Here is an 18216-nt window from a genome sequence, read left to right on the forward strand (position 1 = left end):
GGCGCCCAAGGGGGCAGACGCGCGCTCAGTCGGCAAGGTGGCGCGCGGCCTCCTTGCGGGCAAAGGCCCTCAGCCCCGGGCCATGCGCCGCCAACCAGGCGCGGGCGCGGGTGGCGTCGTGTTTCGACAGGTCGCGCAGCCACCAGGCGACGGCTTTCTGGATGAACCAGTCGCGATCGGCGACAAAACCCGCGGCCCAGCCGAGCACGCGCTCGCGCACGTCAAGGTCGCCGGGCTTGGGGTGATTGAGATGCGCCCACGGCAGCGTCATCACCAGCGCGGCGCGGCGGGTCCACATGTTGGGATCGCGGGTCCACCCCTCGACCGTGTCCAGCCGCGCGGGATCGGCGACCAGCCGACGTTCGCCCGCCTTGGCGGCATGATCGGCAACGGCCCAGCCCTGGAACCCCGGCACCCAGCCCGCGATCAGGTCCCACACGGCGGTATCGTCGGGGCGGATGCGGGCCTGCGTCAGCAATTTGGCGGCGGCGACCATCGCCTCGTGCACGCCGCTGTTCCAAAGCCCGCGCGCCAGCGCCACCCGCCCCTCAATCGAAGCGCCAGCGCGCCAGTCGCGGACCAGGCCCTCGATGTGCGGCACGGCCACCCCCAGATAGGGGCGGTCGATCTTGTGATAGGCGCGCATGTCCAGCGCACGGGCGGGATCGGCCAGCGCGGTCAGGGCGGCCATGGCCTGTTCCAGGGTCACGTCAGTCATCGGCCATCGGCCCCGCGTGTGGCGACATGGACCCGCGACGGATCGGCAAAGCGCGTCCGGTGGTGCCCCGCGATGCCCGCGAACGACCCGGCCAGATCATTCGACCGTCACCGATTTCGCCAGGTTGCGCGGCTGGTCCACATCGGTGCCGCGCGCCAAGGCCGTGTGATAGGCCAGAAGCTGCGCGGGCACGGCATAGACGATCGGTGCCAGCAAGTCGGGCACGCTGGGCATCTGCAACTGCGCCCAGACCGGGCCGGCCTCGTCGAGACCGGCACGATCCGACACCAGGATGACGCGGCCCTGACGCGCCATGACCTCTTGCATGTTCGAGACGGTCTTGTCGTAAAGCGCGTCGCGCGGCGCCAGCACGATCACCGGCATCACCTTGTCGATCAGCGCGATCGGGCCGTGCTTCAATTCGCCCGAGGCATAGCCCTCGGCGTGGATATAGCTGATTTCCTTGAGTTTCAGCGCCGCCTCCAGCGCCAGCGGGAACATCGTGCCGCGCCCCAGGAACAGCGCGTCGCGGGTCTCGGCCAGCTTCAGGGACAGGGTTTCGATCTCGGATTCGCGGTCGAGGGCGCGCGCGACCAGCCCCGGCAGGGTCCTGAGCGTGGCCAGGTGCCCGGCGACCTGCTCAGGGGTCAGCCGGCCGCGGTCCTGCCCCGCTTTCAGCGCCAACAGCAGCAGCACCAGCAACTGCGCGGTGAACCCCTTGGTCGAGGCGACGCTGATCTCGGGCCCCGCCAGGATCGGCAGCGCGACATCCGTTTCGCGCGCGATGGACGAGGTCGGCACGTTCACCACCCCGATGGTGCGCGCGACCCGGCCCGCGACGTGGCGCAGCGCGGCCAGCGTGTCGGCCGTTTCGCCCGACTGGCTGACAAAAATCGCCACGCCACGGTCGCTGAGCACGGGTTGGCGGTAGCGGAATTCGGACGCGATGTCGATTTCGACCGGGATGCCGGCCAGTTGTTCGAACCAGTATTTGGCAACCTGGGTCGCGTAGTGCCCGGTGCCGCAGGCGACCAGCGTGACGCGGTCGGCGGCGGCGAAATCGACCTCGGGCGGCAGGGCCAGTCCGGTGCCTTCGGGCGTCAGGTGGAACGCCGTCACCGCGCCCAGGACCGAGGGCTGCTCGGCGATTTCCTTGGCCATGAAATGCCGGTGCCCGGCCTTGTCCACGCGGGTCTGGTCCAGGCGGATACGCGCCACGGGGCGGTTCACGCGCAGGCCGTTGAGATCGTGAAAGGTCGCGCCGTCGCGGGTGATGACGACCCAGTCGCCTTCCTCGAGATAGGTGATGCGGTCGGTCATCGGCGCCAGCGCGATCGCGTCCGAGCCGAGGAACATCTCGCCCTCGCCCCAGCCGACGGCCAGGGGCGAACCCTTGCGCGCGCCGATCATCAGATCCTCTTCGCCGTCGAACAGGAAGGCCAGCGCAAACGCCCCCTCGAGCCGCGCGAGCGTGGCCGCCACGGCCTCGGAGGGGGACAGGCCGCGCTCCAGATGGTGGCGGGTCAGCAGGGCGATGGTTTCGGTGTCGGTGTCGGTTTCGTGGGCGATGCCCGCCGCCGCCAGCGACTCGCGCAGGGCGCGGAAATTCTCGATGATGCCGTTGTGCACCACCGCGACCGGGCCCGAGCGGTGCGGGTGGGCGTTCTTGATCGTCGGTTCGCCATGCGTCGCCCAGCGCGTGTGGCCGATCCCGGCCTTGCCCGGCAACGGCTGGTGCACCAGCAGATCCGAAAGGTTCACCAGCTTGCCGACCGCGCGGCGCCGGTCCAGCACACCGGCGTTCACCGTGGCGATCCCGGCGCTGTCATAGCCGCGATATTCCAGTCGTTTCAGCGATTCCAGGATCAGCGGCGCGACCTCGTGGCGCCCCAGAACTCCGACGATACCGCACATGCCTCAGACCCCGTTCTTCCTGGCTTTGAGCGCCTTGAGCCGATCCATAAGGCGGATCGCCAGCCCCGGTTTGGTTTCCTGTTTCGAACGTTCCAGCGCCAGCGCGCCGGCCGGCACATCCTGCGTGATGACCGAGCCCGAGCCCGTCATCGCGTCATCCCCCACCGTCACCGGCGCCACCAGCATCGTGTCCGACCCGATGAAGGCGCGCTTGCCGATCACCGTGCGATGCTTGAACACGCCGTCATAATTGCAGGTGATGGTGCCCGCCCCGATGTTGGTCTTCTCGCCCACGTCGGCGTCGCCGATATAGGACAGATGGTTGACCTTGGCACCCTCGTCCAGGATCGCGTTCTTGATCTCGACGAAATTGCCGACATGCACGTCCTCGGCCAGTTCGGCGCCCGGGCGCAGGCGGGCAAAGGGGCCGACCTGCGCCCCGCGGCTGACATGGCAGCCCTCGAGGTGGCAGAAGGCGCGGATCGTGGCCTCGGATTCCACGGTGACGCCGGGACCGAAAACCACGTTGGGGCCGACCACCGCGTCGCGGCCGATGACTGTGTCCAGGGCGAAATGGATCGTCTCGGGCGCGATCAGCGTGACGCCGTTGTCCAGCGCCTCGGCCCGCATCCGGCGCTGAAACGCCTCCTCGGCGGTGGCCAGTTCGGCGCGGGTGTTGATGCCCAGCGTCTCGGCCTCGTCGCAGCGCACCACGCCGACGCTGTGGCCCTTTTGTCTGGCAATGGCGACAATGTCGGTCAAGTAGAATTCCCCTGCCGCATTCTCGCTGCCGACCGCGTCGATAAGTTCGAAAAGTGTAAGTCTGTCGGCGCAGATGACGCCCGAATTACACAGCGTGATGGCGCGTTCCGACGCGGTCGCATCCTTGAATTCGACGATCCGTTCCAGGCTGTCGCCCTGCATCACCAGCCGCCCGTAGCGCCCGGGGTCGGCTGCCTCGAACCCCAGCACGACGACCGCGTGGCGCGCGCGGGCCTCGAGCATCGCCTCCAGCGTCTCGGGGCGGACAAAGGGGGTGTCGCCGTATAGCACCACCACGTCGCCGCGAAACCCGTCGAGCGCCGCGCGGGCCTGCGCGACGGCATGGGCCGTGCCCTTCTGTTCCGCCTGATGCGCGATCTGCACGTCGGGCTCGTGCGCGCGGGCAACCTGCGCCACCGCCTCGGCACCGTGGCCGGTGACCACCACCACGCGGTCGGGTGCCAGCATCGTGCCGGCGCGCAGCGCGTGGGCCAGCAGCGGCGCACCGCCCAACGGGTGCAGGACCTTGGGCCGCTCGGAGTTCATGCGGCTGCCAAGGCCGGCGGCGAGAAGGACAAGCGAAACGGGCATCAAGGCTTCCTGTGACAATTCCGGCCCGTTTTACTCCAAGCGCGACTCATTGCAAGGAAGGGCCGGATCACAGTGCGTGACACTCTGAAACACGGGCGGAAAAGCGCGCTTGTCCGGCGTGGCGCATCTGAGCATAGTGCCCCGAAACCGGGTTGGGAGGCACAGCATGGCCCTGGAAGACGCAAAGACCGAGGTGGACGGCGCCTTTACCCGCCAGGACCGGCGCGGCTTGTCCTTTGAGAACGCGTTCGGCGGCGCGGTCAGCTTTCTGCGCCGACAATACACCAAGGACCTGACCGGCGCCGATCTGGCCGTGACGGGCGTGCCCTTTGACCAGGCGGTGACCCATCGGACCGGCACGCGCTTTGGCCCGCGGGCGATCCGCGAGGCCTCGACCCTGCAACCCTATGACCCGCCCTATGGCTGGGGCTTCGATCCGCTTGGCGCGATCAGCGTGGTCGATTACGGCGACCTCGCCTTTGACTATGCCAAGACCGCCGAATTCCCGGCCCGGCTGAAGGCCCATGTCGGCGGCATCCTGGATGCGGGCGCGGGCAGCCTGGTGCTGGGGGGCGATCATTCGATCACGCTGCCCATCCTCGAAGCCCACGCCGAGCGGTTCGGCCCGCTCAGGGTCATCACCTTCGACGCCCATTCCGACCTGTGGCAGGACGACGATTTCGACCGCATCGACCACGGCACCTTTTACTACAAGGCCGTGAAGAAAGGTCTGGTGGACGTCGCGCATTCGGTGCAGATCGGCATCCGCACGGAATGCGCGGATTACCTGGGCGTCAACGTCATCGACGCGCCCGCGGTCCACCGCCTGGGGCCCGAGGCGGTGGCGGCGCGCGTGCGCGAGATCGTCGGCGACGGCCCGTGCTACCTGACCTTTGACATCGATGCGCTGGACCCGGCGTTCGCCCCCGGAACCGGCACGCCGGTCTGGGGCGGTTTGGCCAGCTGGCAGGCGGCGGCGATCCTCAGGGGGCTGGCCGGGATCCGGCTGACCGGGGGCGACGTGGTCGAGGTCTCGCCGCCCTATGACACCACCGGCGCGACCGCCATCGCCGGGGCGCATGTGGCGATGGAGCTGCTGTGTCTCTACGCCTGGACCCGTCGCGCCGGGTGACGGCGCGCCGCCGCTGCGTCCCGCAAAGCCATGAGGACCCCCATGACCCTGTTGAAAGTGGCGCTGCTGGCGCTGATCGTGCTGTTCGCGGGCTTTGCGCTGTGGGTGCGGATCGCACCCTCGGACCCGGCGCGCTGGCACGTTGACCCACGGACCGCGCCCGATCCGACGACGCCGAATTTCGCCCGCGTGGACCGGGTGGTCGCCCTGCCACCCGCCACTGTCGCCGAACGCATCGCGGCGCGGGCCCGCGCCGAGGGCGCCGAACGCCTGGCGGGCGACGACGTCTTTGCGACCTGGATCGCCCGCTCCCGGCTGATGCGCTATCCCGACTATGTCAGCATCCGCCTGATCCCCGAAAGCACGCCCGACGGAACCGCCACGCGCATCGTCGCGCTGTCGCGGGCGCGGTTCGGCTATGGCGACGGGGGGGTAAACGCGGCCCGGTTGCGGCGCTGGTTGCCGCAGTGACCCGCCGGCGCGCGCGGCGCTAGATCGTGCGGCCCATCCGCCCCGCCAGATCGCAGAAGAATTGCCAGGCCACCCGGCCCGACCGGCCGCCGCGCGTCGCCTGCCATTCGATGGCCTCGGCGCGCAGGGTCTCAGGGTCCACGGCCAGCCCGTATTCGGCGACATACCCGTCGATCATCGCCAGATAATCGTCCTGCGTGCACGGGTGAAAGCCAAGCCACAGCCCGAAACGGTCGCTGAGCGAGACCTTTTCCTCGACCGCCTCGGAGGGCGAGATGGCCGAGGATCGCTCGTTCTCGATCATGTCGCGCGGCATCAGGTGGCGCCGGTTCGACGTGGCGTAGAGGATCACGTTCGACGGGCGCCCCTCGATCCCGCCGTCCAGCACCGCCTTCAGCGATTTGTAATGCGTGTCGTCATGCGAAAAGCTGAGATCGTCGCAGAACAGCACGAAACGGTGCCCGGGCGCTGCGCGCAGGTGGTTCAGCAGCCGCCCGACCGAGGGCAGATCCTCGCGCTGGATCTCGACCAGGGTGCAGGGCAGGCCCCGGGCCAGAACCTCGGCGTGGACGGCCTTGACCAACGAGGATTTCCCCATCCCGCGCGATCCCCACAGCAGGGCGTTGTTCGCCCCGTAGCCGCGCGCGAATTGCACCGTGTTCTCCAGCAGGATGTCGCGCACCCGGCCGATCCCCTTGAGCAACGCCAGCGGCACGCGGCTGACGCGCACAACGGGCTCCAGCCGATCAGGGTCGGTGTGCCAGACAAAGGCATCGGCGGCGGCGAAATCGGGCGCGGGCGCGGGTGGCGGGCTCAGGCGTTCCAGCGCCTCGGCGATACGGGTCAGCAAGGGGTCGGTCATGCGTCGGTTTCGTCGTCTTCGTCCCACAGCCCCTCGGCCTTGAGGTCGGCGATGCGTTTCTTTTCGACCCGGGCCACAAGGAAGATGGAGATCTCGTAAAGTCCATAGACCACGCTGAACAGCGTGACCTGGCTGATGACATCGGGCGGCGTGACCAGCGCAGCCAGCGTCAGGATCCCGACGATGGCCCATTTGCGCCCGCCGCGCAGCGCCTCGGCGGTGATCAGGCCGGCCTTGCCCATCAGCGTCAGCAGCACCGGCAACTGGAAGCACAGGCCAAAGGCGACGATCATCTTGAGGGTGATGTCGAGGGTCTCGTTGACCTTGCCGTTGAAGACGATGTCGATGCCGCTGCGGGTCACGGCGGGTTCGGGCACAGGCCCCTGCGTGGTAAACAGTGCCGCAACCATCGAAGGCACGTCGGCAAAGCCCAGGAAAAAGGCCATCGCCATCGGCACGACGACATATTGCGCAAAGGCCGCCCCGGCCAGGAACAGCGCCGGCGAGGCGACCAGGAAGGGCAGGAAGGCGTTCTTTTCGCTGCGATACAGCCCCGGTGCGACGAACCGCCAAAGCTGGTAGCCGATCACCGGAAAGGACAGCATCAGCCCGCCCACCATCGAGATCTGCACCAGCGTGAAGAAGTATTCCTGCGGCGCGGTATACTGCATCACCGGGTTCGGGTTGCCCAGCGAGCGCATCGTGGATTCGATCGGTTTCAGCAGGAAGTCCAGGATCTGGCTGCCAAAGGCGAAACAGACCATCATCGCCACGACAAAGGCCAGCACCGACCAGATCAGCCGGGTGCGCAGCTCGGCCAGATGCTCGATCAGCGGGGCCGAGGTGTCGTCGATCGCGTCTTCGGCGGGTTTGGCGGCCATGGATCAGGACTCGGCTTCGGGCTGCTTGGGCGCGGTTTTCGGGGCCGGAGACCAGGCCTGGGGCGCATCGCTGACATCGCGGGCGGCCTCCTCGGCGGCGGCTTCGGCCGCGTCAGCCTCCTTGCGGGCGCGGATCGCGGCGGCTTTCAGCCGGGCGGCCTCGGCCTTCTGGTGCTTTTTCAGGCGCTCGGCCTCGGTCGCGGACAGGGCGGCGTTGCGCGCGGCGACATCGGCGTCATGCGCCTGCACCGCAGCCTCGTCGCCGTCCTCGTGTGGATCGGCGCCCTTTTCCGTGCCCTTGCCAGCGGCGTTTTCTGCGGCTCCCACCACGGGCGGTTTCGCCGATGCCCGCGTTTGCGCCCCGGCCTTTCCAGGGCCCTGACGCAGGTCCTTGAACTGCTTCTCGATCTCGTCGAAGCCCGATGCCTCTTTCAGCGCCTGGCCCGAGGTCGTCCGCTTCAGGTCCTTGACCACGTCATTCACGCCGGATTCCCGGGCGGCGGCGTCCATGGCGCGCTGGAATTCGCGCGCCATGCCGCGCGCCTTGCCGGTGAATTCGCCCAGCGTGTGGAACATCCTTGGCAGGTCCTTGGGCCCTACCACGATCAGCGCCACCACGCCGACGACCATCATTTCCGACCAGCCGATGTCGAACATGCGCCGCTCCTGCTCCGCCTTGCGCCGAGGCCTGCCTCAGGCGCGGTCGCGGTCGGTTTCGCTTTCCGGCGTCACGTCGCGGGCGGCATCCGCCGCCTGCTGGCGCTGGTTTTCCAGCTCCTGCCCGCCGTCCGACACACCGCGCTTGAAGGCGGTGATGCCCTTGCCGACCTCGCCCATCAGGCCCGCCACCTTGCCGCGCCCGAACAGCACCAGCACGACGACGACGATCAGGATCAGGCCCATGGGGCCGATATTGTTGAACATGGGAACCTCCTTGCAGCCGGCGCCCGCGACCGGGGGCGCCCCTTGAGCCTGTATCTACCCCCTGCGCCGGGGGGTTCAAAGGGTGAATCCGGGTTCGCCGGGGGTGGCGCGGGCGCTCTGCTGACAGTATTTTGTCAGTTGCACGCCAGCAAACGAGGTCCCCATGAACCGCGATCAAAGGCTCTACGACCTGGTGCAGATCCTGCGCGACGGACGGTTGCACACGGCGGGCGAACTGGCGCAGGCGATGGGCGTTTCGACCCGCACGATCTGGCGTGACATGGCCATGATGGCGGCGACCGGAATCCCCGTCGAGGGCGAGCGCGGCCTGGGCTACATCCTGCGCGCGCCGCTGGTGCTGCCGCCGACCACGCTGACCCCCGACGAGGCGGCGGTGCTGGGCGAGGCGCTGCGCCAGGTCGCGGACGATGCCGCGCACCCACGCACCCGCGCCGCCCGGACGCTGCTCTACAAGATCGCGACCCTGCTGCCACAGGCGGGGATCGCGCCGGAATAAGCCCTTGATCCGGCCCCCACCCGCCGCCTATGTCGAAGGGACGCGCGGACGGTTCCGCGACTGTCGGAGGGTTTCGGATGCGTAACGCGGCGCTGGTGTTGGGAATCACGGGGGGGCTGATCGCCATGCTGATCGGGTTCTTCAGCTATGGCTACACGGTGGTCGCCGAAAACCACGCCGAGGTGAACCAGCTGTTCGGGCCGGTGAGCAACGTGCAACTGATCCGCCTGGCCAGCTTCGCCGCACCCGTCCTGGCGATCGCCGGCGGCGCGATGGCGCGGGTGCGCGCGCTGTGGGGCGGTGTCCTGCTGCTGATCGCGGCGGCGCTGATCTACGTCGCCTTCGGCTTTGGCGTCTTCACGATGTTCCCGTTGGGCTTTTGCGTGCTGGGCGGCGTTCTGGCGATCGCCGCCGGCAAACCGGACGAGCCCAAGGCCCATTTCTGACGACCCGCGCGCCGACGAGCCCCGCGGGTTCGCGTACCGTAAGGTGCGTGCTAGCACGCACCCTACCATGCACCCTGATCAGACCGCGTCCAGCACGCGGCTGGCATCAAAGGCCCCCAGCGCGCCCGTCACCGTGCCCCGCGCCGCGCCCAGCCGGGTCGCCAGCCATTCGCCCGCCAGGGGGCTGTCGGCCAGCATCACCGCGCCCGTCAGCAACGTCGCCAGGGATTCCGCGAACCAGCGCGCCTCGGCCTCGAGCGGCAGCCCCGGCCAACGGTCCCGGTGCGCCGCCAGTGCCGCGTCAAACCGCGCATCGAGGCCGCGCGCCGCGTCGAGACGCGCGGCCACCTGTGCCGCCGCCTCGGGGTCCTTGACCATCGTGCGCAGGATATCCAGGCAGATCACGTTCCCCGACCCTTCCCAGATCGAGTTGAGCGGCGCCTCGCGGTAGAGCATCGGCATCGGCGTGTCCTCGACATAGCCCATGCCGCCCAGGCACTCCATGCACTCGTAAATCATGCCCGGCGCGCGCTTGTTCGACAGGAATTTGGCCAGCGCGACCGAGAGCCGCGCATAGGGTCGGCGCGCGGGGTCGTCAAAGGCCCGCGCCACATCCAGGGCCAGCAAGAGCGCCGCCTCGGCTTCCAGCGCCAGGTCGGCCAGCACCGCGCGCATCAGCGGTTGGTCGATCAGCCGCTTCTGGAACGCCGAGCGGCCGCGCGCCCAGGTCACGGCCTCGGACAGCGCGGCGCGCATCAGCCCGGCCGGCGCCATCGCCGTGTCCAGCCGCGTGTGATGCACCATCTCGATGATCGTCTGCACCCCGCGCCCGGGCGCGCCCAGCCGGTGGGCATAGGTGCCCTCGTATTCGATCTCGGACGAGGCGTTGGCCTTGTTGCCCAGCTTGTCCTTCAGCCTGAGGATGGTGAAGGGGTTGCGCGTGTCGTCGGGCAACCAGCGCGGCACCAGAAAACAGGTCAGCCCCTCGGGCAGTTGCGCCAGCGTCAGGAAACCGTCGCACATCGGCGCCGAACAGAACCACTTGTGTCCATGCAGGCGGTAGCCCTCGCCGTCCGGAACGGCGACCGTGCCGTTCGCCCGCACGTCGGACCCACCCTGCTTTTCCGTCATCGCCATGCCCAGCGTCGCCGCGCCCTTGCGATCGACCGAGACGCGCGCGGGGTCATAGGCGGGCGCGGTCAGCCGGGGCGTCCACAGCGCGGCCAGCACCGGGTCTGCCTGCAACGCGGGCACTCCCGCATAGGTCATCGTCATGGGGCAGCACACCCCCGGCTCGACCTGGCTCATCATGTAATTGATCGCCGCGTGCCGCAGGTGGCTGCCGCTGCCGTCCCAGGCGGTCGCGGCATAGCCGGCCTCGAGCCCCAGCGCCATCAACCGGTGATAGCCGGGATGGAAATGCACCTCGTCGATGCGTCGCCCCGAGCGGTCAAAGGTCCTGAGTTCGGGCAGCCGGGTCTGCGCGTCGCGCGCCGCCTCGCGGATCCCGGCCGACCCCAGCGCCCGGCCCAGCGCCGCCAGCCCCGCGTCCTCGCCCAGCGCCCGGCGCAAGCTGGCGTCCCCGGCCCAGGGATCGCGCGCCGGCATGGCGGGCTGGTTGAACACCTCGTGCGTTCCAAGGTCGCTGCGCGGCGCCGCGTCGGTCATGGCTTCCTCCATTTTGACCCAGCCTGTCCCCCCGACCCCGAGTCGGGCAAGCGTGACCCCGCGTCGCGGTCTTTCCTTGTCCGCCGCTCTGTGGCAGGATGCGTCCAGGGCCCGACAGAGGCCGCCCCAAGGTGACGAGCAGTCCCATGCAACGCAAACGCCCTCGCTTCGGGCCGGTTCTTTATTATGCGATCGCCGGAACCTTCGGCGCGTATCTCACCTTTTCCGCCGTTCAGGGCGAATACGGGCTCTTGCACCGCATCCAGATCGAGGCCGACGCCGCCCAGTTGCGCGCCGAGCGCGACCGCCTGGCCGGCGAACTGTCGGTGCTGGAAAACGACACCCACCGCCTGTCCGACCAATACCTCGACCTCGATCTGCTGGATCAGCAGGCGCGCGAGGTCCTGGGCTATGTCCGCGCCGACGAGATCGTCCTGCGCTGAGCCCGCCCCCAAAGGCCCCTCCGACCCGGCCCCGCCCTTGCGACGGCGGGCGCCCCGGCGCGCCAGATTCTGTCTCGCAATTTCGGCGGTCTTGGTGTAGAGAATGGTTTAGCCTTAAACTATTCTTCACGCGACCAGGGAGGAGCCCCGATGGCTGCACGGAAACCGGCGGAGAAATCAAACGTATCCGCAGAGGAATTGCTGAAATACTACCGCGAGATGCTGTTGATCCGCCGATTCGAGGAAAAGGCCGGCCAGCTTTACGGCATGGGGCTGATCGGGGGCTTCTGCCACCTGTATATCGGCCAGGAAGCGGTCGTCGTCGGTCTGGAAGCCGCCGCCAAGGATGGCGACAAGCGCATCACCTCGTATCGTGACCACGGCCACATGCTGGTCGCCGGCATGGACCCCAAGGGCGTCATGGCCGAGCTGACCGGCCGCATCGGCGGCTATTCCAGGGGCAAGGGCGGCTCGATGCACATGTTCAGCCGCGAGAAGCATTTCTACGGCGGCCACGGCATCGTCGGCGCGCAGGTGCCGCTGGGCACGGGGCTGGCCTTTTCGGACAAGTATCGCGGCAACGACAACGTCACCTTTGTCTATTTCGGCGACGGCGCGGCCAACCAGGGCCAGGTCTACGAAAGCTACAACATGGCCGAGCTGTGGAACCTGCCGGTCGTCTATGTGATCGAGAACAACCAATACGCCATGGGCACCTCGACCAAGCGGGCGACGAAATCGCCGAACCTGTGGGAACGCGGCGCCGCCTATGGCATCAAGGGCGAGATGGTGGATGGCATGGACGTGCTGGCGGTGAAAGCGGCCGCCGAAAAGGCCGTCGCCGTGTGCCGCGCGGGCGACGGGCCGTATATCCTGGAAATGATGACTTATCGCTACCGTGGGCATTCGATGTCCGATCCGGCCAAGTATCGCACCCGCGAGGAAGTGCAGAAGATGCGCGAGGAACGCGACGCCATCGAGCGGGTGCGCGAGCTGCTGCTGTCCAGCGGCCAGGCCACGGACGAGGCGCTGAAGGCCATCGACAAGGAAATCAAGGCTGTCGTCAACGAGGCCGCCGATTTCTCCAAGGAAAGCCCCGAGCCGGATACCGCCGAGCTCTGGACCGATATCTACGCCTGAGGGAGGACCAAGATGGCAACGCAGATCCTGATGCCCGCCCTCTCGCCGACGATGGAAGAGGGCACGCTGGCGAAATGGCTGGTCAAAGAGGGCGACACCGTCACCTCGGGCATGATCATCGCCGAGATCGAGACCGACAAGGCGACGATGGAATTCGAGGCCGTGGATGAAGGCACGGTCGGCAAGATCCTGATCGCCGAGGGCACCGAGGGGGTCAAGGTCAACACCCCCATCGCCGTGCTGGTCGAAGAGGGCGAAAGCGCCGACGCCGTGGCGGCCCCCGCCCCCGTCGAAGCGCCCAGGTCCGCCCCCTCGGTCGCCACCGCCGCCGCCGCACCCACCGCGCCGGCACCCGTCGCCGCGCCCGTCGAACCCGACTGGCCCGCCGGCACCGCGATGAAGTCGATGACCGTGCGCGAGGCCCTGCGCGAAGCCATGGCCGAGGAAATGCGCGGTAACGAGGCCGTTTTCCTCATGGGCGAGGAAGTCGGCGAATACCAGGGGGCCTACAAGATCAGCCAGGGCCTGCTGGACGAATTCGGCGCGCGCCGCGTGATCGACACCCCGATCACCGAGGCCGGGTTCGCCGGCCTCGCCGTGGGCGCCGCCTGGGGCGGTCTGAACCCGATCGTCGAGTTCATGACCTTCAACTTTGCCATGCAGGCCATCGACCACATCATCAACTCGGCCGCAAAGACCAACTACATGTCGGGCGGGCAACTGCCCTGCCCCATCGTGTTCCGGGGGCCGAACGGGGCCGCCGCCCGCGTGGGCGCGCAGCACAGCCAGGATTACGCCGCCTGGTATTCGCACGTTCCGGGGCTGAAGGTGGTGATGCCCTACACCGCCGCCGACGCCAAGGGCCTGCTGAAATCCGCGATCCGCGATCCGAACCCGGTGATCGTGCTGGAGAACGAGATCCTCTATGGTCGCAGCTTCGAAGTGCCGGATCTGCCCGATTTCACCGTGCCGATCGGCAAGGCCCGGATCGCGCGCGCGGGCAAGGACGTGACCATCGTCAGCTTCGGCATCGGCATGACCTATGCGCTCGAGGCGGCCGAACGACTGGCGGCCGATGGCATCGACGCCGAGGTGATCGACCTGCGCACGATCCGGCCCATGGACACGGCGACGATCCTCGCCTCGGTGCGCAAGACGAACCGGCTGGTCACGGTCGAGGAAGGCTTCCCGCAATCCTCGGTCGGGAATTACATTTCCGCCGTGGTCATGCAGCAAGCCTTTGACTGGCTGGATGCGCCGGTTCTCAACCTGTGCGGCAAGGACGTGCCCATGCCCTATGCCGCGAACCTCGAAAAGCTGGCGCTGGTGACGACCGACGAGGTCGTGGCCGCCGTCAAGCAAGTCACCTATCGCTGAGGAGGCGTCGATGCCCGTGGAAATCCTGATGCCCGCGCTCTCGCCCACGATGGAGGAGGGGACGCTGGCGAAATGGCTGGTCAAGGAGGGCGACAGCGTCACCTCGGGCCAGGTCATCGCCGAGATCGAGACCGACAAGGCGACGATGGAATTCGAGGCCGTGGATGAAGGCACGGTCGGCAAGATCGTGATCGCCGAGGGCACCGAGGGGGTCAAGGTCAACACCCTGATCGCCGTGCTGCTGGAAGAGGGCGAAAGCGCCGCCGACATCGGCACCGCCAAGCCCGCCGCAACCCCGGCCAGGACCGAGGCCGCCACCGCCGAGGCCCCCTTGGCGGCGGCCCGGGCCACGCCGGCGCCGGCCGCCGCCGCCCCGGGCGGCACGCGGGTTTTCGCGACGCCCCTCGCCCGCCGGATCGCCGCGGAAAAGGGCCTGGACCTGAGCACCATCGCCGGTTCGGGGCCGCATGGCCGCATCGTCAAGGCCGATCTCGAGGGCGCGACCACCGCGCCCCGGTCGGCCGCCCCCGCCACGACCGCCTCGGCTGGGTCGGCGCCCATGGCCCCCGCGCCCACAGCCGCAGCGCCCAAGGCAGCGCTCGCCACGGGCGCCGACGCGAACACCGTGATGAAGATGTTCGAGGGCCGCGCCTTTGACGAGGTCAAGCTGGACGGGATGCGCAAGACCGTCGCCGCCCGCCTGACCGAGGCCAAGCAGACGATCCCGCATTTCTACCTGCGCCGCTCGGTGCAGCTGGATGCGCTCATGGCGTTCCGCGCGCAACTGAACGGCCAGCTCGAAAGCCGGGGCGTGAAGCTGTCGGTGAACGACTTCATCATCAAGGCCTGCGCCATGGCCCTGCAAAAGGTGCCGGACGCGAATGCCGTATGGGCCGCGGACCGCATCCTGCGGCTGAAGCCCTCGGATGTGGCCGTCGCTGTGGCGATCGACGGCGGGCTGTTCACGCCGGTGCTGAAGGACGCGCACCACAAGTCGCTCTCGGCCCTGTCGGCCGAGATGAAGGACCTCGCCGCCCGCGCCCGCGCGCGAAAGCTGGCACCGCATGAATACCTCGGCGGCAGCTTCGCGATCTCGAACCTGGGGATGTATGGGATCGAGAATTTCGATGCCGTCATCAACCCGCCGCACGGCTCGATCCTGGCGGTCGGCGCAGGGATCAAGCAGCCGGTGGTCAAGCCGGACGGCACGATCGGCGTGGCGACGGTGATGTCGATGACCCTGTCTGTCGATCACCGCGTGATCGACGGCGCGCTGGGGGCGGATTTCCTGGCCGCGATCATCGAGAACCTGGAAAACCCCATGGCCATGCTGGCCTGACGACCCGGTCCCGGCCCCTGTCAGCGGGGGCCGGGGCGCGCATCGATTCCGGTTGCGCCTGTCCGCCGCTGCGTTAGGCTGGGCGCATGTTCACCATCGAACACGAATTCGACGCCACCGTCATCACCCTCATCGACGAGGGCGAGGCGCCGCTGCACGAAGACGTCGTGATCGAAAGCCACGATGGCGGTGCGACCATCAGCCAGATGGACCCCGACACCGAGGAAGTGCTCTACATTCAACTGTCGATGCACCAGTTGAAAGAGCTGAGCGCGGCGCTGAACCTGCCCGAGGGCGTCTATCGCATCCGCCCGACCGGCAAGGATCAGTCCAGCTGAAACAGCTTGTCGCGCGCGGTCTGGCCGCGTTTCAGCGTCAGACGGGTCGGCGCGACGCCCAGCGCCTTGGCCAGAAGCTTTCGCACCGCCTCGTTCGCGCGGCCCTGATCGGCTGGCGCCGTGACCCAGATGCGCAGCGGGTCGCCGTCTTCGATCGCGTCGCGTTTCGCGCGGGGCGTGGCCCGGACCGCCAGCATCGCGCCCGGCCGGGCACGACCGGACAGGTCCGGCAGGCTCATCCCGCCAACGCCCGCGCCATCATCGCCCGGTCCACGTTCCCGCCCGAGGCCACGGCGATCACCGGCCCGTCGCCCGGTCGGAACAGCGCCGCCGCCAGCGCCACCGCGCCGCCCGGTTCCAGCACGATCTTCAGCCGGTCATGCGCCAGCGCCATGGCGGCCAGGGCCTCGGCCTCGGTCACGACATGGCCGGGGCCGCACAGGCGCTTCAGGATCGGCCAGGTCAGATCGCCCGTTTCCGGCGTGATGATCGCGTCGCAGATCGACCCCGCAAGACGGGCGTTGCGCAACCGTTCGCCCGCGATGAGCGAACGCGCCACATCGTCGAAGCCTTCGGGCTCGACCGGCCGCACGCGCAGGCCCGGCGCGCGCGCCTCGAGCGCCAGCGCGATGCCCGAGGTCAGCCCCCCGCCGCCGCAGGGCACAAGCACCTCGGCCCCGGTTACCCCGACCTCGGCCGCCTGATCGGCGATCTCCAGCCCGACGGTGCCCTGCCCGGCAATGACCTCTGCCATGTCGAACGGCTTGACGAGGGTCAGCCCGCGCTCGGCCGCGATCCGGGCGCCCAGCGCATCGCGGTCGGTGGTCGCGCCGCGGTCATAGGTCACCACCTCGGCCCCCAGCGCGCGGGTGTTGGCAATCTTGATGGCGGGGGCGTCGGCGGGCATCACGATCACCGCCGGAATGCCATGGCGCTGCGCCGCCAGCGCCACCCCCTGCGCGTGATTGCCCGACGAATAGGCCAGCACGCCCGCCGGTTTCAGCGCCGAAACCGCGTTCCAGCCACCCCGGAACTTGAACGACCCGGTGTGTTGCAGGCACTCGGCCTTGACGAACACGGGACGCCCCGCGATCTCGTCCAGAAAGGGCGAGGACAGCAGCGGCGTGCGCCGCGCATACCCGTCGAGCCGCCGGGCGGCGGCCTCGATCATTGCGATGTCGCTCATATCAGCAGACCCAGGAAACGGTGGATGGCGCGCAGCGCCTCGGGTTCGTCCAGAAAGGGGATGTGGCCGCGGTCGGGCACGACCTCGTAGATCATGTCGGGCGCGCGTTCGGCCATTTCGTCGGCGGTGGCCTGTGTCAGCAGGTCCGAATTCGCGCCCCGGATCAGCGCCAGCGGTTTGCCCTTGCAGGCCTCGAACAGGGGCCACAGGTCCACCTCGGGCGCCTTCATCGCGGCCAGAAAGGCGGTGCGCAGCGCGGGGTCGTAGTTGATATCCAGGCCCTGGTCGGTCTCGACATAATGCTTGCGCGCCTCCTCCATCCAGCGGCTGGGGGGCACGTCGAACCCCTCCATCCGGTGCTCCATCGCGACGGCGGCGGCGGCATGGCTGCGCGCCTCGGGGCGGCGGCCCAGATAGTCCTGGATGCGCGACAGGCCCAGCTTGTCCACCACCGGGCCGACATCGTTCAGGATCAGCCCGCGCACCCGGTCGGGCGCGGTGGCCGCCAGCACCATGCCGATCAACCCCCCGCGCGAGGTGCCAAGAATGGCGACGCTTTCCAGCCCGAGGTGATCCAGCAGAGCGATCACATCCGCCGATTCCTGGGGAATTGTATAGGTTTCGGCCCCGGTCCAGTCGGATTTGCCGCGCCCACGCGAATCCAGACGGATCATCCGCAGCGGCGGCAGATGCGGCGCGAGATAGTCGAAGTCGCTGCCGTTTCGGGTCAGACCGGGCAGGCACAACAGGGGGATTCCGTGCCCCTCGTCGGTATAGAACAGGCTGGCACCATCGGCGGCGGTGAACTTGGGCATGGGGGTCTCTCGCTGTCTTCGCGCACTAGACCACGGGCGCGCGGGCGGGGCAAGGATCACAAAAGACCGCGTTGCGCCAGTGCCTCGGCCAGGCCCCGGGACGTGGTGAAATGATGCGCGGCCATCCCCACGGCGCGGGCGCCCGCGACATTGGCCGGGCTGTCGTCGATGAACAGGCAATCCCCCGGATCGAGCGCGTTGCGCTCCAGCAGCAGCCGGTAGATCGCGGGGTCCGGTTTCAGCACCTGCGCGTGCCCCGAGACGACCGTATCCTCGAAACAGGTGCCGAGGCGCGGGTGCAATTCCAGCGCCACGGGCCAGGTGTAGGCCGCGAAATTGGTGATCGCGAACAGTCGGTGCCCGGTCGCGGACAGCCGGTCGATCAGCGCCCAGGTGCCGGCGATCGGCTCGCGGATCGTATCGGCGAAGCGGGCCGGGTAATCGGCCAGAGGGGCGGTTTGCCCGGGATGCGCGGCCTCGAGCGCCGCCAACCCCTCGGCAAAGCCGCGGCCGCCGTCCTGGCGATAGTTCCAGTCGTAAAACCCGACGGCGTCGAGATAGGCCAGCGCCTGCGCCGGATCGGGGAAATGCGCCGCTACGGCACGCTCTGGGCGCCAGCGGATCAATACATTTCCAACATCAAAAACCAGATTCATGGGGGAATCGACCCGCTGGATGTCACATTTCCAATA

At 68.5% G+C, this 18216-nt stretch carries 20 protein-coding genes and 1 pseudogene; 9 read left to right on the top strand and 12 right to left on the bottom strand.

The window, feature by feature from the left end; translation table 11 throughout:
* Nucleotides 1-25: 25 nt before the first annotated feature.
* The 3 genes from H6900_15400 to glmU form a co-directional block, all read right to left on the bottom strand.
* Nucleotides 26-709 (bottom strand): DNA alkylation repair protein, encoded by a 684-nt coding sequence (locus tag H6900_15400; GenBank protein MCC0074668.1) that lies wholly within the window; start codon nt 707-709, stop codon nt 26-28.
* Between the two features lie 105 nt (nt 710-814).
* Complete coding sequence (gene glmS, locus H6900_15405) at nt 815-2632, bottom strand: glutamine--fructose-6-phosphate transaminase (isomerizing) (protein ID MCC0074669.1); 1818 nt, start codon at nt 2630-2632, stop codon at nt 815-817.
* Between the two features lie 3 nt (nt 2633-2635).
* Nucleotides 2636-3985 (bottom strand): bifunctional UDP-N-acetylglucosamine diphosphorylase/glucosamine-1-phosphate N-acetyltransferase GlmU, encoded by a 1350-nt coding sequence (gene glmU / locus H6900_15410; protein MCC0074670.1) that lies wholly within the window; start codon nt 3983-3985, stop codon nt 2636-2638.
* Between the two features lie 166 nt (nt 3986-4151).
* Here glmU and speB point away from each other — a divergent pair, with 166 nt between their 5' ends.
* The gene (gene speB, locus H6900_15415) at nt 4152-5117 is read left to right on the top strand and encodes an agmatinase (protein ID MCC0074671.1); all 966 of its coding nucleotides are present in this window, start codon (nt 4152-4154) and stop codon (nt 5115-5117) included.
* Between the two features lie 42 nt (nt 5118-5159).
* Nucleotides 5160-5588: a DUF1499 domain-containing protein gene (locus H6900_15420; protein ID MCC0074672.1), complete on the top strand. Its 429-nt coding sequence runs from the start codon at nt 5160-5162 to the stop codon at nt 5586-5588.
* 19 nt (nt 5589-5607) lie between these two features.
* Here the strand turns inward: H6900_15420 and H6900_15425 are convergent, their stop codons facing one another.
* The 4 genes and pseudogenes from H6900_15425 to H6900_15440 all read right to left on the bottom strand — a co-directional run bounded on the left by H6900_15425 (nt 5608) and on the right by H6900_15440 (nt 8255).
* Complete coding sequence (locus H6900_15425; GenBank protein ID MCC0074673.1) at nt 5608-6450, bottom strand: ATP-binding protein; 843 nt, start codon at nt 6448-6450, stop codon at nt 5608-5610.
* On the bottom strand, nt 6447-7331 hold the full coding sequence (tatC, locus tag H6900_15430; GenBank protein ID MCC0074674.1) for a twin-arginine translocase subunit TatC: 885 nt from the start codon (nt 7329-7331) through the stop codon (nt 6447-6449). Before tatC ends, H6900_15425 begins: the two co-directional genes overlap by 4 nt.
* 432 nt (nt 7332-7763) lie before the next feature.
* Nucleotides 7764-7988: pseudogene (tatB, locus tag H6900_15435) on the bottom strand (twin-arginine translocase subunit TatB).
* Nucleotides 7989-8024: 36 nt separating this feature from the next.
* Nucleotides 8025-8255, bottom strand: a complete 231-nt coding sequence (locus H6900_15440; protein MCC0074675.1) for a twin-arginine translocase TatA/TatE family subunit — start codon at nt 8253-8255, stop codon at nt 8025-8027.
* A gap of 163 nt (nt 8256-8418) precedes the next feature.
* Here H6900_15440 and H6900_15445 point away from each other — a divergent pair, with 163 nt between their 5' ends.
* Together H6900_15445 and H6900_15450 are read left to right on the top strand one after the other, a co-directional pair.
* A complete protein-coding gene (locus H6900_15445; protein ID MCC0074676.1) occupies nt 8419-8772 on the top strand; it encodes an HTH domain-containing protein in 354 nt (117 codons plus the stop codon).
* A gap of 77 nt (nt 8773-8849) precedes the next feature.
* Entirely contained in the window at nt 8850-9218 is a 369-nt protein-coding gene (locus tag H6900_15450) for a hypothetical protein (protein MCC0074677.1), read from the top strand.
* Nucleotides 9219-9296: 78 nt separating this feature from the next.
* Here H6900_15450 and H6900_15455 read toward each other — a convergent pair whose 3' ends face one another.
* On the bottom strand, nt 9297-10886 hold the full coding sequence (locus H6900_15455; GenBank protein ID MCC0074678.1) for an acyl-CoA dehydrogenase family protein: 1590 nt from the start codon (nt 10884-10886) through the stop codon (nt 9297-9299).
* A gap of 146 nt (nt 10887-11032) precedes the next feature.
* Between H6900_15455 and H6900_15460 the strand changes: the two genes are divergently transcribed.
* From H6900_15460 to H6900_15480, 5 genes are all read left to right on the top strand, one after another.
* Complete coding sequence (locus H6900_15460) at nt 11033-11329, top strand: septum formation initiator family protein (GenBank protein ID MCC0074679.1); 297 nt, start codon at nt 11033-11035, stop codon at nt 11327-11329.
* 150 nt (nt 11330-11479) lie between these two features.
* On the top strand, nt 11480-12469 hold the full coding sequence (pdhA, locus tag H6900_15465; protein ID MCC0074680.1) for a pyruvate dehydrogenase (acetyl-transferring) E1 component subunit alpha: 990 nt from the start codon (nt 11480-11482) through the stop codon (nt 12467-12469).
* A 12-nt stretch (nt 12470-12481) separates the two neighbouring features.
* The gene (locus H6900_15470) at nt 12482-13846 is read left to right on the top strand and encodes a pyruvate dehydrogenase complex E1 component subunit beta (protein MCC0074681.1); all 1365 of its coding nucleotides are present in this window, start codon (nt 12482-12484) and stop codon (nt 13844-13846) included.
* Nucleotides 13847-13856: 10 nt separating this feature from the next.
* Nucleotides 13857-15185, top strand: a complete 1329-nt coding sequence (locus tag H6900_15475; protein MCC0074682.1) for a pyruvate dehydrogenase complex dihydrolipoamide acetyltransferase — start codon at nt 13857-13859, stop codon at nt 15183-15185.
* Nucleotides 15186-15271: 86 nt separating this feature from the next.
* A complete protein-coding gene (locus H6900_15480) occupies nt 15272-15523 on the top strand; it encodes a hypothetical protein (protein ID MCC0074683.1) in 252 nt (83 codons plus the stop codon).
* Here H6900_15480 and H6900_15485 read toward each other — a convergent pair.
* The 4 genes from H6900_15485 to H6900_15500 are packed head-to-tail and all read right to left on the bottom strand — an operon-like array spanning nt 15511 to nt 18180.
* A complete protein-coding gene (locus tag H6900_15485) occupies nt 15511-15762 on the bottom strand; it encodes a DUF167 domain-containing protein (GenBank protein MCC0074684.1) in 252 nt (83 codons plus the stop codon). The two genes, H6900_15480 and H6900_15485, sit on opposite strands and share 13 nt — an antisense overlap.
* Nucleotides 15759-16709, bottom strand: a complete 951-nt coding sequence (locus H6900_15490; protein ID MCC0074685.1) for a threonine/serine dehydratase — start codon at nt 16707-16709, stop codon at nt 15759-15761. Before H6900_15490 ends, H6900_15485 begins: the two co-directional genes overlap by 4 nt.
* Nucleotides 16706-17524 carry an alpha/beta hydrolase gene (locus tag H6900_15495; protein ID MCC0074686.1) on the bottom strand — a complete coding sequence of 273 codons (819 nt, stop codon included), beginning with the start codon at nt 17522-17524 and terminating at the stop codon, nt 16706-16708. The genes H6900_15490 and H6900_15495 overlap by 4 nt, the downstream gene beginning before the upstream one ends.
* 56 nt (nt 17525-17580) lie before the next feature.
* On the bottom strand, nt 17581-18180 hold the full coding sequence (locus tag H6900_15500; protein ID MCC0074687.1) for an HAD family phosphatase: 600 nt from the start codon (nt 18178-18180) through the stop codon (nt 17581-17583).
* Nucleotides 18181-18216: the final 36 nt, after the last annotated feature.

The organism is Rhodobacter sp., from assembly GCA_020637515.1.
In the GTDB taxonomy this organism is placed as follows: domain Bacteria; phylum Pseudomonadota; class Alphaproteobacteria; order Rhodobacterales; family Rhodobacteraceae; genus Pararhodobacter.

Coding starts and splice junctions, on each gene's coding strand:
- H6900_15485 (MCC0074684.1), bottom strand. CDS start 15,762: ATGAGCCTGCCGGACCTGTCCGGTCGTGCCCGGCCGGGCGCGATGCTG.
- H6900_15450 (MCC0074677.1), top strand. CDS start 8,850: ATGCGTAACGCGGCGCTGGTGTTGGGAATCACGGGGGGGCTGATCGCC.
- H6900_15455 (MCC0074678.1), bottom strand. CDS start 10,886: ATGACCGACGCGGCGCCGCGCAGCGACCTTGGAACGCACGAGGTGTTC.
- speB (MCC0074671.1), top strand. CDS start 4,152: ATGGCCCTGGAAGACGCAAAGACCGAGGTGGACGGCGCCTTTACCCGC.
- H6900_15470 (MCC0074681.1), top strand. CDS start 12,482: ATGGCAACGCAGATCCTGATGCCCGCCCTCTCGCCGACGATGGAAGAG.
- pdhA (MCC0074680.1), top strand. CDS start 11,480: ATGGCTGCACGGAAACCGGCGGAGAAATCAAACGTATCCGCAGAGGAA.
- glmS (MCC0074669.1), bottom strand. CDS start 2,632: ATGTGCGGTATCGTCGGAGTTCTGGGGCGCCACGAGGTCGCGCCGCTG.
- H6900_15480 (MCC0074683.1), top strand. CDS start 15,272: ATGTTCACCATCGAACACGAATTCGACGCCACCGTCATCACCCTCATC.
- H6900_15420 (MCC0074672.1), top strand. CDS start 5,160: ATGACCCTGTTGAAAGTGGCGCTGCTGGCGCTGATCGTGCTGTTCGCG.
- glmU (MCC0074670.1), bottom strand. CDS start 3,985: ATGCCCGTTTCGCTTGTCCTTCTCGCCGCCGGCCTTGGCAGCCGCATG.
- H6900_15495 (MCC0074686.1), bottom strand. CDS start 17,524: ATGCCCAAGTTCACCGCCGCCGATGGTGCCAGCCTGTTCTATACCGAC.
- H6900_15475 (MCC0074682.1), top strand. CDS start 13,857: ATGCCCGTGGAAATCCTGATGCCCGCGCTCTCGCCCACGATGGAGGAG.
- H6900_15425 (MCC0074673.1), bottom strand. CDS start 6,450: ATGACCGACCCCTTGCTGACCCGTATCGCCGAGGCGCTGGAACGCCTG.
- H6900_15500 (MCC0074687.1), bottom strand. CDS start 18,180: ATGAATCTGGTTTTTGATGTTGGAAATGTATTGATCCGCTGGCGCCCA.
- H6900_15490 (MCC0074685.1), bottom strand. CDS start 16,709: ATGAGCGACATCGCAATGATCGAGGCCGCCGCCCGGCGGCTCGACGGG.
- H6900_15460 (MCC0074679.1), top strand. CDS start 11,033: ATGCAACGCAAACGCCCTCGCTTCGGGCCGGTTCTTTATTATGCGATC.
- H6900_15445 (MCC0074676.1), top strand. CDS start 8,419: ATGAACCGCGATCAAAGGCTCTACGACCTGGTGCAGATCCTGCGCGAC.
- H6900_15440 (MCC0074675.1), bottom strand. CDS start 8,255: ATGTTCAACAATATCGGCCCCATGGGCCTGATCCTGATCGTCGTCGTC.
- tatC (MCC0074674.1), bottom strand. CDS start 7,331: ATGGCCGCCAAACCCGCCGAAGACGCGATCGACGACACCTCGGCCCCG.